Below are 15357 nucleotides of genomic sequence, written 5' to 3'. Positions count from 1 at the left end.
TGATTCCTCGCAATCCGCCGCTCATGCATCGACAAGCTCAGCACGAACGGGGGTTTCGTCGATGGGCGCGATCCGTTCGACAAGCCAACCACGTACCGATGTGTGTCGAATACCGCGATTCCATCAACCCCGATACCCGTTCGCACAACCCCGATATCCGTTCGCACTGAGCCTGTCGAAGTGCCTGCCTGAAGCAGCACGGAGCGGATTGCTGCTCGATGGCATACTCGCAGTTGCGCGAACTGGCCAAGCTGTTGGTGGTCGGAAGCTGATTGATGTACCCCCAACTACCGGAGTTGCCTTGCAGGCCCTGCTGATTTCCACCGCTGCCGTCGCCATCGCAGAGATCGGTGACAAGACCCAACTGCTTTCGCTGGTGCTTGCCGCGAAGTACCGGCGTCCGCTACCGATCTGCCTTGGCATCCTCATCGCGACCCTGGCCAACCACGCACTTGCCGGCTGGTTTGGTGCCGCCGTCGCCGCGTGGCTGACCCCGGAGCTGTTGAAGTGGATTGTTGCCGCCTCGTTTCTCGCGATCGGGCTCTGGACGCTCGTGCCGGACAAGCTCGAGGACGAGGATGGCGTCCTGCGCGGGCACGCGAGCGTGCTGGTGGCAACCACCTCCGCGTTCTTCCTGGCCGAAATGGGCGACAAGACCCAGGTTGCGACGGTCGTGCTGGCGGCGCAGTACGAGCCGCTTTGGCAGGTAGTCGCCGGCACCACGATCGGCATGTTGCTGGCCAATGTGCCGGTGGTATGGCTCGGTGCACGCTTCGCCGACCGCCTGCCATTGCGTGTCACTCGCATGGCGGCGGCAGCGCTGTTCGTCGCGCTGGCGCTGTGGATTGCGCTGCGCTGATGCCGTTCCGGAGGCTTTCGCGACTTAGCCCAGCTGCGGTGAAACCCACTCGGCGTATTCATCGTTCACGATGCTGCGTGCGAGCTCGATACCCAGCAACGAAATCCGCAGCGGCGGCCGTGCTTCGACAACTGGCAGCCGCGCTTGGCCCGGGCAGCGAAATTCGAGCAGGCGCGCCTGCCAGCGCTGACCGAAACGGCTGAGGGCGCGACCGAGAAAGGTGGAATGCGTGGGTGGGTCATGACGATCCGCCGCAGTCGGGACGATTCCAAGGGCCGCATTCATTCGGTCCCATTCGAGGACGTCGGAATCGGGCAACAGGAAGAGTCTTGCCTGGATGATCCGTTCCGAAGAATGAAAGCACAGCCATTCGCGAGGACCATGCGCGGCAATTGCGTGGTGCGCATGCAGCAGTGCGCAAGCCGATAGCACGCGTGAGGCCGGATGATCGAGCAGACCGGTCGGGGCGTGCCGCTCACCCGCTTGTGCGCCGGTTCCGGCGTGGCCTTGCTGAAGCCAGAGTACCGGCCCGAGGCGCGGCAACCATTGGGCGAGTTCCAACAAGCCGGGAGACGAAACCCCGGCCGGCGCGGAGGCACGTCCTGCATGGGCGAACGGGTCTTTTTCGACGACTTCATCAGGGCCTGCATGGGCTGTGATCGGCTCTGCGCGGTGGGCTCCATCGGTCATCGTGGTGCTGGCCTTCTCTTGCTGCGTGCGGCGCACGCCTGGAGGGGCGGTGCTCCGGATTGAATCGGCACTGCCTGGAGTTGGCTGGCAAGGGACCGGGGAGGGCGGGTCGGTCGCGGGCTGGCTGGATCGTGTTGCGAAGCGGTGTCTCGTTTTGTCGGAGACGCGACTACTTGGTCAGGATCAACCGGTTGTTGCGGGTCAGGCGCAATTGATATTCCTCTCCCGCATGCGCGATCAACAGTTCCCGACCGCCTCTCAACAGGGATGCGCTGTCGATGCGTTGGCGGGATTCCTGATCTCCGGACTCTGCAGTTCGATCCTGCCAGCGAGCGGCTTCCTGCTCGGAAGTCGTTGCAACGGACGGGGGATTGAACATGACGAACTCCTCTGGGCGTCGGGGCTCAGATGATAATGATTCGTATTTGCATGTCAACCGATTTGCCTTCCTGGTGAGCTTTCCCGCCTACAACGCATCGTCATCCAGTTCGCCGGTGCGGATGCGCATCACCTGATCCAGCTGCCAGACGAAAATCTTGCCGTCGCCGATCTTGCCGGTGTTGGCACTTTCACGCAGGACCTCGACCACGCGTTCGAGCTGGTCCTCGGCGACGGCAATCTCGATCTTGATCTTGGGCAGGAAATCGACCACGTATTCAGCCCCGCGGTAGAGTTCGGTATGGCCTTTCTGACGACCGAATCCCTTGACCTCGCTCACCGTAATGCCCTGTACGCCAACGTCGGCCAGCGCCTCGCGCACGTCGTCGAGCTTGAAAGGCTTGATGATCGCCATGACCATTTTCATGCGTGCGTCCTGTTTTGATGGGAGGCAGTCGAACTATAACCGGAATCGATTTCCTGTAAGCCGTGTAGGAAATTTCCTACACGAATTTCCGAAAATGCCCACTGCGTCCGAACCGGCCGTTGCCTAGAGTGGTTGCCCAAGGGATGGCCCGTCGGCAACACCGCTGACGCAGGCGCTGGGACGCGAGCAGGGATGCAAGCACGGATGCAGGCAGGGATTCGCAACCGGCCACATGGACGCGTGTCGTCCATGTGGCCGGATCTTTCCAAGCTGAACGCTCAGGCATGGTCCACGCCTGATTGTCCGGACCGCAGTGTTGCGGGTCCGGGGGTACCATTTCATCCATCCGCCTCTCCCTGGAAACAGACATGATTCAAGCCAGCCACATTGACGACCTTGCCCAACGCCTCGCTGCCCTCGTGCCATCCGGCCTCAAGGATGCGCGGGAGGATCTCGGCGCCAACTTCCGCGCCGCCCTGCAATCGGGATTGAGCAAGCTCGATCTCGTCACCCGCGAAGAATTCGACGTGCAGCGTTGCGTGCTGCTGCGCACCCGCGAAAAGATCGAGGAACTGGAGCGCCAGGTCGCCAGGCTCGAGGCCGCACTCTCCGCGCAGCCGCGGCACTGATCGCGGCGGCCGCCCGGTCGACGACCTGATTCGAATCGCACGGACGTGAGCGAGATCAGACCGACTTCCGCCGTTCGTACCCGAAGCGGGTCCGGGGCAGGCCTGGCTCACCGCGGACGGATGCTGACCGGACATCGCACAGGTCAGCGCCTTTCCGGCCGGAACTTTGCAAACCACACGCGACCATGAGCCTCGCCGTCGTCTACAGCCGCGCCCAGGAAGGCGTCAGCGCACCTCTGGTGACCTGCGAGGTGCATCTGTCCGGCGGCCTGCCGAGCACATCGATCGTCGGCTTGCCGGAGACGGCGGTGCGCGAGGCCCGCGACCGCGTGCGCGCAGCCATACTCAACTGCCAGCTGGACTATCCGCAACGCAAGGTCACCGTGGGCCTGGCCCCGGCCGACCTGCCCAAGGACGGTGGCCGTTTCGATCTGCCGATCGCGCTGGGCATCCTTGCCGCCAATGGCAGCATTCCGCGCGACATACTCGATCAGCATGAATTCCTCGGTGAACTGGCGTTGTCCGGCGAGTTGCGCGCCGTGAGTGGTGTGTTGCCGGCGGTCATGCGTGCCGCAAGAACCGGGCGCAAGGTCATCGTGCCGCGGCAGAACGCAGCCGAAGCCGCGCTGGTCAGCGGTGTCGATGTGCGCAGTGCGGGCAGCCTGCTGGAAGTCTGTGCCCACTTGTGCGGACGCGCGCCACTGCCGCGCGCGGAACGCTCCGCAGCTGTCGCCCGGACCGGCAACGAACCGGACCTGGCCGAAGTGCGTGGCCAGCAGCACGCCCGGCGGGCCCTCGAAGTGGCCGCAGCCGGCGCGCACAACCTGCTCATGGTCGGACCTCCCGGCACCGGCAAGACCATGCTGGCCTGTCGCTTGCCCGGCATCCTGCCGCCGCTGGCCGAGCACGAGGCGCTGGAGTTGGCTGCGGTACGCTCGGTGGCAGGGCTCGGCACCGAAGTGGCCGACTGGATGCGCCGCGCCTTTCGCGCGCCGCACCACACCGCTTCGGCGGTGGCCCTGGTCGGTGGCGGGTCGGTGCCGCGTCCCGGCGAGGTGTCACTGGCCCATCACGGCGTGCTCTTTCTCGACGAACTGCCCGAGTTCGACCGGCGCGTGCTCGAAGTGCTGCGCGAGCCGATCGAGTCCGGCCACATCACCATTTCTCGTGCGGCGCGACAAGCCGATTTCCCGGCGCGGTTCCAGCTGGTCGCTGCCATGAATCCCTGTCCCTGCGGCTATTCCGGCGATCCTGCCGGGCGCTGTCGTTGCACCCCGGACCAGATCAGCCGCTATCGCGCACGCATTTCCGGTCCGCTGCTTGACCGTATCGACCTGAAGCTCGAGGTGCCCGCCGTTCGCCATGCCGAGCTGCGCGAGGCCAGTCCGGGCGAGTCATCCGCCGATGTACGCGAGCGGGTGACCGCCGCGCGCGAGCGTCAGATGGCTCGCTCCGGCAAGCCGAATGCCTGGCTCAACAATCGCGAGACCGAACGCGACTGCGCGCTGGGTGGCCATGAGCACGCCCTGCTCGACCGTGCCGTCGAGCGACTTGGCCTGTCCGCACGCGCCTATCACCGGGTGCTGCGCGTTGCCCGAACAGTCGCCGATCTGGCCGGTTGCACGCGAATTGAAGATGTGCACGTTTCCGAAGCGATCCAGTATCGGCGCGGCAGTCTGGCCTGATTCCCCATGGGCGAAAGTTTCCGATTGGAGAAATAGCTGCCATCCGGGAGCGCGCAGCGATACACTGCGGCCTGTATGTCCGTCCCTGCCTCCCTGCTGTCCCTGCCCACCGATCGGCAACCCTCGCCGCACGGCTATGGCGGCACACGCGGACTCAGCTACCTGGCCGGGCAACTGGCTCTTCAATCCATCGACAGCGTGCTCGCCATCGTGGTCAGCACATCGGGTGCGTCGGCCCGGGTGCGTGGTGCGATGGGGCTGTTCGACGCGAGCGGTTATCGCGCCGGCTCGCTGGGAGGTGGCTCGGTCCAGCAGCGCCTGAGCGAGGCAACCCGTTCGATACTCGAAGAGGGCCGCGCCGAACTCGTACACATCGAAGCTGCCGATGACAGCAGTCACGCTTCCCGAATGCCGGGCGACAAGGGCTCCATGCAGATTCTGCTGCTGCCCATGCCGGCCGCGGATTCACCATTGCGCGCAGCACTGGAGAGCGCCTGCACGCGAAGCGCCTGGTTGCGCCTGCGCCTCGAATTGGGCGATGAGACCAGGAGTCGCGGCGAGCCGGGGTCGGGCGAGGCACGGACCGGCGCCGATGTCTTCACGTTCGACTGCAGGGGTCGGGCTTGCAGCTCGCTGGGCACGTTCACGCAACCAGCCAACCTCAGTTTCGCACCGCCGCCGCGGATCGCCCTGATCGGCTGCGGCCCCGAGACCCGGCCACTGACCCGGCTGGCCCATCTGGTCGGCTGGTATGTGGAAGTCATCGACAGTCGGCGCGAGGCTGCGGAGTTCTTTCACGCCAATGCAGCAGATCGCCAGCATGCGGTTGATCCCGAAGGTCTGCCCGCCCTGCTCGAAGAGCGTCATTTCGATGCCGTCATTATCGGCGCCCACGATCTCGAACTCGACGGCCGCTACATGAGCTGTCTGGGTGCCTCCGGCATCGGCTATGTCGGCCTGCTCGGCGCGCCCGAGCGCCGCGATGCGCTGCTCCGGCGCGTCGGTGACATCGTCGCCACCCAGCTCGAACTGCGCCTCTACGCACCGGCCGGGCTGAGCCTCGGCGGCGACGGACCGGAAGCGGTTGCATTGTCGATCATCGCCCAGTTGCAGCACTACCTCGCCCACGACGTGCATGTCTGAAGGCGGCGGGCCGCTATACGGCGTCATCGTACTCGCGGCTGGTTCATCGACGCGATTGGGCCAGTCCAAGCAACTGCTGCTGATCGACGGCGAGTCCCTGGTTCATCGCGCTGTCCGATTCGGCATGGAAACAGGGCCGGCAGACTGTGTGGTGATTTGCGGCGCGAAGCCGGATCAGATCGAGCAAGTCGTCGCCGATCTCGATTGCCGGTGTCTGCCGTGTCCCGATCACGAACGCGGCATGTCGGCTTCATTGCGCCTCGGTTTGCAAGCACTGGATCCGTCCTGCAGTGCGGCCCTGGTCGTGCTGACCGATCAACCCGCACTCGATGCAAGGCACCTGTGCAAGTTGCGCGATCGCTGGCGCGCAAGGCCCGAACAAGCGGTCGCCAGTGGCTACGCCGGCACCATTGGTGTCCCGGCCATGATTCCACGCAGCTGGTTTGCCGCGATACAGTCGGAACACGGCGATCGCGGCGCACGCGAGTTGCTGCGCACGCGCAGTGATGAGGTCGCCGTGATCACCGCCGAGCAGCTCGCCCAGGACATAGACGAACCCGAAGATCTCTCCCGGCTAGATCCCGGTTGATGGCAACTGCAAAGCAGAAATCAGCTGTTTCGTAGGAGGCCCGTCAGGGGCGATGCCTTTACTGCAGCGTGACGAAGAGCGTCGCCCCTGACGGGCCTCCTACAGTGCTAACGCGAACGTCGTGCCTTATTGCGCAAACGGTCACACACGACCCAGCGAATCAAACTCCAGTACATCGATTCTCGGTTGAAAGGTACTCACTCTTCCTGCACCTTCTTCATCCCTCCACCATTCGGCCAGACGCTACCCAAAGGGTCGAACTCCACTTCGTCGACCAGCTCGCCACGCCAGCCGAAACCGGTGACGGCAAGCACGCCTTCCAACATTGGATCGAGGCCAAAAATCTCCTCGATGTCACGCTCGTTCACGGCAGCGGTGATGAAGGCAGCGAGGCCACGCTCGGTGGCCGCCAGATACAGCGTCTGCGAAAGATGTCCGGCATCAAGAATAACGGCGCGGTAAGCCTTGGCGTGATTGCGGTACTTCCAGAATGTGCGCCGGAAGCGGCTTGCCAGAGCAATCACCACATGCGCATTCATGAAGTGGCGCTGGCCAGCGACGATACGCAGAGCCAGTTCGGCACTTTCCTCCGGAGCAACATCGCCCAGTGGTTCGAGCGCGTGATCTATCGGGTGATAGTGATAGAGCCCGGGCATCACGCCTTCGACATTCTGCACGAGCAAATAGGCTTCGGTCGGATGCAGTCCGCCGGCTGAGGGAACCGCGCGCTTGATCACTTCGATTCCGGGCTCGTCGCTGACGGCACGCGCGGCGAACGTGCGAAACAGCGTGGCGGAAAAATCCTCGGCGGTCAGCGGCTTCGACGCATCCCAGTTGCGACAGGTGACACGCCCGCGAATCAGGTCTTCGAGGGCGGTATCCGACGGTCGTGTCAGGGCAATGCGCTTGTCCGCTTCGACTCGCTCGCATACCGGTGGCTCGGGACTGCCCAGGCGTTCAAGAAAGGGCCGGTCCGTTTCGTTGCCGAACTTGCGCTCGGCCTCCAGCGTGTCGATGGCGTGCCAGCGCGTGTGCCGGTGCAGCGCCGCGGAGAGTCCGCGCCAGTAGCCGCGGCGAACTTCGTCGTCCTGCCGACACAGGTCCACGCTGTCTTCGGTATCCCGAATCAGCAAGCCCTTTTCGATCAGACGTCCAAGCACGGCCTTGTCCAGACTCGCCGCAAGCGCCTCGAAATCCGTCCAGTTTCCAGGCGACAGCTGACCCAGAACGCGCACTTCGTCATCTTCGAGCAGGATTTCCTCATCCAGATGCGCCGCCAGTGCAATCCACTCGCGCACCGGCGCAACCCCGGTCCCTCCGGCGACGAGACGACCGAGATCAAAATCAAGGCGTTCGCGCGGTTCGACGAAAACCACGGTGCAGCGGCGTACTTGCATGGAGGCATTCCGGGTGGAACAGTTCTGATAGCCTACGCATTGCAACCGGTGCACAACAAGCCAGATGCCGTTTCAGTGCACGGCGCATGCAGGTTCAATATCGGGCCAGGGAAGCCCGACCCAATCCATTCATTGACTAGGGGAACAGATTCATGAGCGATAGCAGACTGCCAAAGGCACAGGAACTGGACTTGATGAAGAGGTTGTCGAGCGATGACGCCTATCGAGCACGCTTTGAGAAAAGCCCGACCGATGCACTCAAGGAAATCGGGGTTTCGGATTCCGATATCGCCGCACTGGATCCTGACAACCTGAAGCCCGGGACGCTGGCTCCAAAGGACAAGATTGCAGCAGCGCACCAGCAGCTGGACGCCGAAACACTCGGCGGTCATGCCTGCATGGTCTTTCCGTTAATGCGGCTGAACTACGGCGACAAGGCGGACTGAACACTGGCGATTCGTCGGGCCAGCTCCGGGCTCTGCCCTGCGGCTGGCCAGACATTGCGGAATGATTCGAGCTGGTTTGCTGCGGCTTTCCTATCATTTGCTTCCAGCGCCAGTTCCGCGCCACGCAGCAAGGCCAGGTTGGTCTGACTGACATTGAACGGCGTAAGCACATTGCCTGGCGCGTACTCGGCGTACGCGCGACCACGATGTGACGCCAGCCAGCGCGCTTCGGCCAGCGCTTTCCTGGGCTCACCTGCGCTGACATAGGCATCGAGCAGGGCGACATGAGCCAAGACAGGCTCGCCGGCTTCCTGGGTCAAGGCCTCGAGAATGCGTACGGCCTGCGTGGCATCGCCGCTTGTCCGAGCCAGTTCGGCTTCGGCAATGAGGCGCAGCTTGTTGTTCATTGAATAGGGGGCGTACTTCTCAGCCTTAAGCACGGCAAGAGCAGATTTCGAGAGGGCGGGTAAACCGTCATGTGCCGCCAGATAGGCCAGCACCAGGATCTGTGAATCGAGAAAGCTTCGTGAACCAGCGCTGGCATTCCTTCTTTGCCCGGTCGCGCGATCAAGAGCCTTGCCCAACGGCTGCTTTTGACTGCCCGGCTGTGAATTCGTCAGCTCGGCAAGCGTCAGCGCAATGACCTCGTTGACTCCGTGCAGGACACTTTGGTCCGCAAGAGCGCTCTGCACTTCGGCCAGATGTGCACGTGCAGCCTCGAACTCACCCCGATCGATCGCGAAAGCCACTGCCAGCGCAGCACTGGTGGCGTAGGCATGCAGATACTTTTCCGGGTCGAACTTCGGTGAACGCGCAAGCGTGTCATTGGCACGATCAAACTTGCGTTCTGCGGCTTCGGTCGCTGCATGATACTGAGTGTAAGCGAATCCACCCGACTCGGCGTCTGAAAATATACTCAGGGCATCTGCAAAGCGCTCATTGCCCAGATTCAAGATTCCGAGCAGATGCAAGGCTGGCAAGCGTCCAGGGTTTTGAGGGGAGGCGGAAGCCTGCGCGACAGCGAGCGTCTTGCTGTCGAAGCGGTTGGCATCGCGCCAGCTCATGTAGGCGTAACCGCCGCTTCCAGCGAAAAAGTCCGGGTAGCGACTGAAAAGCGCTTCCCACTTTGCGAACACATCCGGCTCGGCGCGAAGGCCCGCCAACATGACTTCAGCATAGAGTGTGTCTCGTGGAGTCAGGCGCTCACGTTTGGCCAGTGCAGCCTCGAACGCCTCGATGGCCTTGTCGGTCTGGACCATGCTTGCATGAATGCTGCCGATTCGGATGTAGATGGAGGCGAATTCCGGATCCAGCTCCAATGCCTGCTTGTAGAGCACCATGGCTTCATCAAACTGTCCGCGGGCATAGCTCTTGGATCCCAGGGAATAGGCACGCAAGGCATCAAGGTTCTCGGTCGCCACCTTCTCCAGCGGCATCGAGTTTTCCGTGACCGTGGCCAGCGCCTCACCGAGGCGTACGCGCAGGCGGTCGTTGATCGTATCCAGCGAAGGCAGGATCGATTCCTTGCCGATGCCGTCGGCGGTTTCCGAGTACACCGTGGTCTGCGTCTGCGGATCGATCACCTCGGCCGTGATGCGTACGCGTCCGCCAATCTCGGCAATCGTCGGCAGGATCAAGGCCCTTGCGCCATCACGGATCGCCACTTCCGAACCGACCTCGCGGTTCACTTCGGTCGTGTCCGGATCGCGCTGCATGCGCGTGATCGTGTCGCGCACTTTCAGGTCCGGCAGCACGTTGACGTAGCGGGACTGTTCCAGGCCAATGCGCAGCGCGCTTTCCAGCGCATCGTCGAACACCGTCTCGCCGGTCAGATTATTGAGGCTGCCGACCACCACCCAGTCGCGACTGGCGAATGCGATCGCCGGATCCGGACGCAGGAACATCACCGCCGGAATCGCGATCAGGGCCAGCACCACCAGCGCCTCGATCACCACCGTGGCCGGGCGACGCCAGAACGGCACTTCGCGATGCGCCTTGCTCGACCACGGCGGCGCCTTCAGCGGGGCCAGGCCTTCTTCGCCCACTTCGAACACCGGCACCGGATCCGGAACTCCGCGGAAGCGGTAGCGGCCATGGGTGCGCCAGCGCACCAATTCCAGTTGTTCGCCCAGTTCGCCCTGGGCCCGGTGGGCCAGCGCATAGGCAATATTCGAGAGCAGGATCTGGCCGGGCAGGGCCAGGCTCATCAGGCGCGAGGTGATCGGCTTGACCAGGCCTTCGACCTCGACCGGCTTGGCCCCCTTGGCGATGTCCTCGCGGCTGTTGTCCCAGACCACCACGTCGCCGACATGGATGCCGACCCGCGCACTGAGCTCGGTCTTCTCGGCAGCGTTGAGTTGCTTGAGGCTGCGCTGGTAGTCCAGCGCAAAGGCGACCGCCTGGATCGGGCGGTCGAACATCATCATGAAGCCGTCGGTCTTGTCGATCTCCCGGCCGCCGTGACGGTCGGCCAGGGTGCGGGCCAGACGATCGTGCTTGCGGATCAGCTCGGCCGCTTCGCGGTCACCCAGACGCTCGACCAGTGCCGTCGAATCGACCAGGTCGCACAGCGCCAGCGTGCGCAGCATCGAGCTGGCATCGGGACGAGCTTCGTGCTGGTCAGTCAGTACTGCGCTCACGGCGTTTCCCTTTGCCAAAGCAGGCAGGACGTCCGATTCTGCGCCGCGGAGTGCACAATTTCCAGTCTAGGAGGCTTTGCGCTTTGTTCAGGTTTCAGGGGCAGGCTGACGTGGCTCGTAACCACACCCGCCCATTAAGAATGCGCTGTGCCCCGACCCCGGCACTGTAGGAGCGGGCTTCAGCCGCGATGCTCTTGTTCCGAGTCGCGAGAAGCATCGCGGCTGAAGCCTGCTCCTGCGAAGAAACGGCGGGACCATGCATGGAGTGGAATCCACTCGCTCATCCCAGGAAACACAAGCTACGGTATGAAGCGATCAAACTGTCACCTTGGCAAGGAGGAGTCGTCTTTCAGGGGGGCCGTCAGGGGCCAGGCCGTTGTTCGCAGGTTGTCGAAAAGCAACGCCGCTGACGCGCCTCCTGCGGGGATCTCCTGCGCCAATGCGGTGCGCAACCTGTTGCGGCGCGAGGCAGGCCCTATTCTTTTATGCGACGAAACACGAACCAGGGCATGCAGCGGACCAGCAGGGCAACGAGGCTCCACCACCGCGGCGTGTAGCGATCGAATGAACCGGCTCGCAATCGGCCGACCACATCGTTTGCCACTGCTTCCGCCGTCGCCACCGGCAGCGGCAACTTCTTTCCATAGGTGAGGTTGCTGCTGACGAAACCGAGCCGATGGAATTGCACGCGCAGCCTGGCGGGCGGGTAGCGATGGCGCAGGCTTTCGAAATACGTTTCCAGCCCGCGCTTGGCTGCGGCATAGACCACATTCCTGCTGCGCCCACGCGCACCGGCGATACTGCCGAAACCGACGATCACGCCGCGCGATTCGACCAGGCTCGGCAGCAGCGCGTGCGCGATGGCCAACGGTGCATGCAGGTTGATGGCGAGCAGCTGGCCGATGGCAGCCGCACCGAGGCTGCCGTCATCATCACTGCGTGACATGCCCGCGGGCAGCAACAGGGTGCTCGCCGCCGGCATGTCCTTGAGCGCCTCGATTACGCGTGCGCCGGGATCCGGGTTGCCGGCGAGGTCGATCGCCAGGCCTTTGGCCTGGACACCAAAACGCAAATGCAGATCGCTGCACAGCGGGGCGAGATCCCTGGCATCCGAGGCAACCAGCAGCAGCGGTTGGCCGGCCTGGGCCAGGACGACGCTGAGCGCGCGGCCGACGCCGCTCGATGCACCGATCACGATGGCCGTCATAGCGACAGCCTCCGCGTCAATTCCGAAACCTGCAGTCCAGCCGGATCAAACCGGCGCAGACGCTCGCGTGCCGCGTCGAAATCCGGAATGCCACGCCGCGCGGCATCCGCCTGCAGACTCGACTCCTTGATCAGGTTGGGGCGGCCTTGATGCGCGAGGGCCAGTTCGGTCATCCTTTCGATGAACGCCGCCTGCGAAGCGTGGCGCGGCTGCGGCAACTGGATTGCCAGTGCAATCCCCTTGCCATCAAACGCCAGGCCATCGGCGTCGCCATCGAACAACTTGCTCGCGATCAGGCTGATGCGCGGTCGGCTGCGTTTGACTTCCTCACCCAGCGCGACAACGAATTCGGAGTAGCGCGCATGTGGCAACAGCCATTGCGCCTCGACAAAGCCGTCCTTGCCGAACGCGGCGAAGTAGCGACGCGCCTCATTGAGTGGAAACATCGCCGCTTCGACCGAAACGCGCTCGCTGCTGTTGCGTCGGTAGCGTCGTTCGATCCACCGGTTCATCACGCCGATGCCGGCTCGATTCCAGGCGCATAGCGACCAGGGCTCGATCATGCCGGGCAGGTCGGCCGCGACGTTGCGGCTTGTTCGCGTTTTTTCCTGCGCTTCCAGGCCGAATCGAATGACGCCGCGTCCGAACTGGGCCGGCCGACCATCGTGCCAGCCGTACAACATGGGCGCACCCGCATGCGTGCGCAACACTTCGGCTGCCTCGACCAGGCTGGCAACGGCGACGTTTCGCAGCGAATAGGCCGCTGGCGCGGGCACCATGCGCAGGGTAGCGCTGGCAATCAGCCCTGGAACACCGAATCCGGCAAAGCAGGCCGCGAAACGTTCAGGATTTTCGTCCGCGCTTGCGACCATCCAGCCGCGTGCCGTGTCGAACAGTTCCAGCGCCTCGACATGGCGTCGGAAGGTGCCATCCCGGGCAGGATTCTTGCCGTGCACATCGGCGGCGATGCACCCACCGATGCTGGCCTGCGGATGCCCGGGTGCGACCGGCAGCATCCAGCCACGCGCCAGTGCGAAGCGCTGCACGTCTCCGATGCGCGCACCGGCTTCCACCGTCAACAAGCCCTGATCGGCATCAAGTTCGAGCAGTCGATCAAAGGCGCCAAGATCCTGCACGACGCTGTCCGCGGCGAAGCTGGCGCCGACATAGGACACACCCGATCCGCGCGTGATCCGCTGCACGTCACCCGGCAGCGCCTCGAGCAGACGGTAGCGATCCGGTTTTTGTACATGGCAGCGGGTGGAGAAGCCGCGATCGAAACTGCGCAACTCCATTTGCGACAAGGCAAAGCCGCGCGGCGTGCTCACGCCCCGGCTTCCTTGTCGGCGGCGATATCCGCCTCGAACAGGCGATCAAGATCGCGTTGCGCCTCGCGTGCGTTCTGCATGATTGCGGCTTCATCGTCGTAGAAGAGGTGCTGCTCGGCCAGGAGCTTCTCGTCGTACTCGCGGAATTTCTCGACCCGGCTCGCCGCCAGCTCGGGTTCGAGACCCAGTTCGACCAGGACTTCTTCCGACAGAACCAGACTCGAGTAGAAGGTTTCGCGAACGATGTGGGCGCCCAGATCCATGAGCCGGAACGCATGTTGGCGATTGCGCGCGCGGGCAAACACCTTCAGATGCGGATAAAGTCGACGAATCAGCCGTGCGGTGCGGATGTTGGTATCCGGATCGTCGGTGGCGACAACGAAAATCTCGGCCTTGTCGGCATGCGCCGACCGCAGCAAGTCACTGCGCGAGGGATCGCCGTAGTAGATCTCGCTGCCGAACTTGCGCGACGCTTCGACCTGCTCGATCGAACTTTCGATCGCGGTGAAGCGAATGTGATTGGCGCGCAAAACGCGTGCAACGATCTGACCGAACCGACCGAAGCCGGCGATGATGACCCGCGGCGGATCGATTTCTTCAATATGGTCGTAGTCGGGAGCGACCGCGGCGTCCTTCGGTATCGCCTTCTCGGCCAGGAGCACCAGCACGGGCGTCAGCGCCATGGACAGGCTGATCACGACGATCAGGATGTCGCGAAGATGCGGATCGAGCAGTTGATTCTGGACCGCAAGAGTGAACACCACGAAAGCGAATTCGCCGCCCTGCGAAAGCACGGCTGCAAGTCTCAGCGAGTCGCTGTTCGTCTCCCTGGCAAGGCGCCCGACCGCAAACAGGATGGTTCCCTTGAGGACGACCAGCCCGATCAGCAGCGAAGCGACGATAACCGGCTGTTCGAGTACCAACCGCGTATTTGCAGTCATGCCGACACTGATGAAGAACAGGCCCAGCAGCAATCCCTTGAACGGGTCGATGCGCGCTTCGATTTCGTGACGGTATTCCGAGTCGGCCAGCAGCACGCCGGCCAGGAATGCACCGAGCGACATGGAGATACCGGAGCGATCGACGATCCACGCGGTACCAAGCACGACCAGCAAGGTGCTTGCGGTAAACACCTCGGGCATCTGCGTGCGCGCGGCAACCCGGAACAGCGGTCGCAACAGCAGTCGCCCGCCGACGATCACGGCGGCAATGGTCAGCACGACTCGCAACACGGCAACCAGGTCGGGCTCCACGTTGCTCGCCGTTGGAGCGACGACCAGCAAAGGCACCAACGCAATGATCGGAATGGCCGCTACGTCCTGCAGCAGCAGCACCGCAAAACCGAGACGGCCGTGCGGCTTCTGCAGCTCCTTGCGCTCGGACATGATCTGCAGGCCGATCGCGGTCGAGGAAAGCGCCAGTCCGAGACCGATCACGAGCGCGCTCTTCCAGCCTAGGTCGAACAATAATCCGATGGCGCCGATTGCGATGGCGGTGGCAAGCACCTGCACGCTGCCGTAGCCGAACACATGACGCCGCATGACCCAGAGTCGTTGCGGTGACAGCTCCAGACCGATCACGAACAGCATCATGACCACGCCGAGCTCGGAGATGTGCGAGATCTCCTCGGCGTTGCCGACGAGATCCAGGGCCGACGGCCCGATCAGCGCGCCTGCCACGAGATAGCCAAGCACGGCGCCTAGCCGGAAGCGCTTGGCCAGGGGCACGGCGATCACTGCTGCAAGCAGCAGGACCAGGGCGTATTGCATGAAGCTGCTGGTTTCCACTCGGTACTCCGGCTACGGCCTGGATTATCGCACGCGGGGACAGACCCGCCGACCCGTTTCGGAGCCTTTCGAGACATGCAATGTCCGTACGAATCGCCACATCTCAAGCGTTGAGACCGACTCCGGCCAGTCTTGCGCAAACAGGAGAACTCT

Annotated in this window: 13 protein-coding genes and 1 pseudogene; 6 read left to right on the top strand and 8 right to left on the bottom strand. The window is 63.4% G+C overall.

Annotated elements, in window-relative coordinates:
* The first annotated feature begins 301 nt into the window (after positions 1-301).
* Positions 302-859, top strand: coding sequence for a TMEM165/GDT1 family protein (locus R3F00_RS01345; RefSeq protein ID WP_371279899.1), 558 nt, complete (start codon positions 302-304; stop codon positions 857-859).
* A 24-nt stretch (positions 860-883) separates the two neighbouring features.
* Here R3F00_RS01345 and R3F00_RS01340 read toward each other — a convergent pair whose 3' ends face one another.
* The 3 genes and pseudogenes from R3F00_RS01340 to glnK form a co-directional block, all read right to left on the bottom strand.
* Positions 884-1549, bottom strand: a complete 666-nt coding sequence (locus R3F00_RS01340; RefSeq protein ID WP_371279898.1) for a hypothetical protein — start codon at positions 1547-1549, stop codon at positions 884-886.
* A 169-nt stretch (positions 1550-1718) separates the two neighbouring features.
* Positions 1719-1823, bottom strand: a pseudogene (gene hemP, locus R3F00_RS01335) (hemin uptake protein HemP); the annotation flags it as partial.
* A 192-nt stretch (positions 1824-2015) separates the two neighbouring features.
* Positions 2016-2354: a P-II family nitrogen regulator gene (gene glnK / locus R3F00_RS01330; protein WP_371279897.1), complete on the bottom strand. Its 339-nt coding sequence runs from the start codon at positions 2352-2354 to the stop codon at positions 2016-2018.
* Between the two features lie 368 nt (positions 2355-2722).
* Between glnK and R3F00_RS01325 the strand changes: the two genes are divergently transcribed.
* The 4 genes from R3F00_RS01325 (at position 2723) to R3F00_RS01310 (ending at position 6400) form a co-directional block, all read left to right on the top strand.
* On the top strand, positions 2723-2983 hold the full coding sequence (locus tag R3F00_RS01325; RefSeq protein WP_371279896.1) for an accessory factor UbiK family protein: 261 nt from the start codon (positions 2723-2725) through the stop codon (positions 2981-2983).
* Positions 2984-3168: 185 nt separating this feature from the next.
* Positions 3169-4668: a YifB family Mg chelatase-like AAA ATPase gene (locus R3F00_RS01320; RefSeq protein ID WP_371279895.1), complete on the top strand. Its 1500-nt coding sequence runs from the start codon at positions 3169-3171 to the stop codon at positions 4666-4668.
* Between the two features lie 75 nt (positions 4669-4743).
* On the top strand, positions 4744-5811 hold the full coding sequence (locus R3F00_RS01315; RefSeq protein WP_371279894.1) for an XdhC family protein: 1068 nt from the start codon (positions 4744-4746) through the stop codon (positions 5809-5811).
* Entirely contained in the window at positions 5804-6400 is a 597-nt protein-coding gene (locus tag R3F00_RS01310; RefSeq protein WP_371279893.1) for an NTP transferase domain-containing protein, read from the top strand. Before R3F00_RS01315 ends, R3F00_RS01310 begins: the two co-directional genes overlap by 8 nt.
* A gap of 197 nt (positions 6401-6597) precedes the next feature.
* On the opposite strand, the gene R3F00_RS01305 is transcribed toward R3F00_RS01310, so the two are convergent.
* Positions 6598-7797 carry a putative peptide maturation dehydrogenase gene (locus R3F00_RS01305; RefSeq protein WP_371279892.1) on the bottom strand — a complete coding sequence of 400 codons (1200 nt, stop codon included), beginning with the start codon at positions 7795-7797 and terminating at the stop codon, positions 6598-6600.
* 152 nt (positions 7798-7949) lie between these two features.
* Here R3F00_RS01305 and R3F00_RS01300 point away from each other — a divergent pair, with 152 nt between their 5' ends.
* The gene (locus R3F00_RS01300) at positions 7950-8243 is read left to right on the top strand and encodes an NHLP-related RiPP peptide (protein ID WP_371279891.1); all 294 of its coding nucleotides are present in this window, start codon (positions 7950-7952) and stop codon (positions 8241-8243) included.
* Here the strand turns inward: R3F00_RS01300 and R3F00_RS01295 are convergent.
* The 4 genes from R3F00_RS01295 to R3F00_RS01280 form a co-directional block, all read right to left on the bottom strand.
* On the bottom strand, positions 8222-10882 hold the full coding sequence (locus R3F00_RS01295; protein WP_371279890.1) for a putative peptide modification system cyclase: 2661 nt from the start codon (positions 10880-10882) through the stop codon (positions 8222-8224). The genes R3F00_RS01300 and R3F00_RS01295 overlap by 22 nt on opposite strands.
* Before the next feature lie 475 nt (positions 10883-11357).
* Positions 11358-12089 carry an SDR family NAD(P)-dependent oxidoreductase gene (locus R3F00_RS01290; protein ID WP_371279889.1) on the bottom strand — a complete coding sequence of 244 codons (732 nt, stop codon included), beginning with the start codon at positions 12087-12089 and terminating at the stop codon, positions 11358-11360.
* Positions 12086-13417, bottom strand: coding sequence for an FAD-dependent oxidoreductase (locus R3F00_RS01285; RefSeq protein WP_371279888.1), 1332 nt, complete (start codon positions 13415-13417; stop codon positions 12086-12088). The genes R3F00_RS01290 and R3F00_RS01285 overlap by 4 nt, the downstream gene beginning before the upstream one ends.
* Positions 13414-15204 carry a monovalent cation:proton antiporter-2 (CPA2) family protein gene (locus tag R3F00_RS01280; RefSeq protein ID WP_371279887.1) on the bottom strand — a complete coding sequence of 597 codons (1791 nt, stop codon included), beginning with the start codon at positions 15202-15204 and terminating at the stop codon, positions 13414-13416. The genes R3F00_RS01285 and R3F00_RS01280 overlap by 4 nt, the downstream gene beginning before the upstream one ends.
* Between the last annotated feature and the right edge of the window lie 153 nt (positions 15205-15357).

It is taken from the genome of Dokdonella sp., assembly GCF_041395345.1.
Lineage (GTDB): Bacteria > Pseudomonadota > Gammaproteobacteria > Xanthomonadales > Rhodanobacteraceae > Dokdonella.
Note: the sequence above shows the minus strand (reverse complement) of the source record. Positions and strands in the feature narration are given on the sequence as shown.

What these genes read in the sequence shown, in the direction of transcription:
- R3F00_RS01325 (WP_371279896.1), top strand. Translation starts at nt 2,723, where the DNA reads ATGATTCAAGCCAGCCACATTGACGACCTTGCCCAACGCCTCGCTGCC.
- R3F00_RS01290 (WP_371279889.1), bottom strand. Translation starts at nt 12,089, where the DNA reads ATGACGGCCATCGTGATCGGTGCATCGAGCGGCGTCGGCCGCGCGCTC.
- R3F00_RS01310 (WP_371279893.1), top strand. Translation starts at nt 5,804, where the DNA reads ATGTCTGAAGGCGGCGGGCCGCTATACGGCGTCATCGTACTCGCGGCT.
- R3F00_RS01300 (WP_371279891.1), top strand. Translation starts at nt 7,950, where the DNA reads ATGAGCGATAGCAGACTGCCAAAGGCACAGGAACTGGACTTGATGAAG.
- R3F00_RS01320 (WP_371279895.1), top strand. Translation starts at nt 3,169, where the DNA reads ATGAGCCTCGCCGTCGTCTACAGCCGCGCCCAGGAAGGCGTCAGCGCA.
- R3F00_RS01340 (WP_371279898.1), bottom strand. Translation starts at nt 1,549, where the DNA reads ATGACCGATGGAGCCCACCGCGCAGAGCCGATCACAGCCCATGCAGGC.
- glnK (WP_371279897.1), bottom strand. Translation starts at nt 2,354, where the DNA reads ATGAAAATGGTCATGGCGATCATCAAGCCTTTCAAGCTCGACGACGTG.
- R3F00_RS01305 (WP_371279892.1), bottom strand. Translation starts at nt 7,797, where the DNA reads ATGCAAGTACGCCGCTGCACCGTGGTTTTCGTCGAACCGCGCGAACGC.
- R3F00_RS01315 (WP_371279894.1), top strand. Translation starts at nt 4,744, where the DNA reads ATGTCCGTCCCTGCCTCCCTGCTGTCCCTGCCCACCGATCGGCAACCC.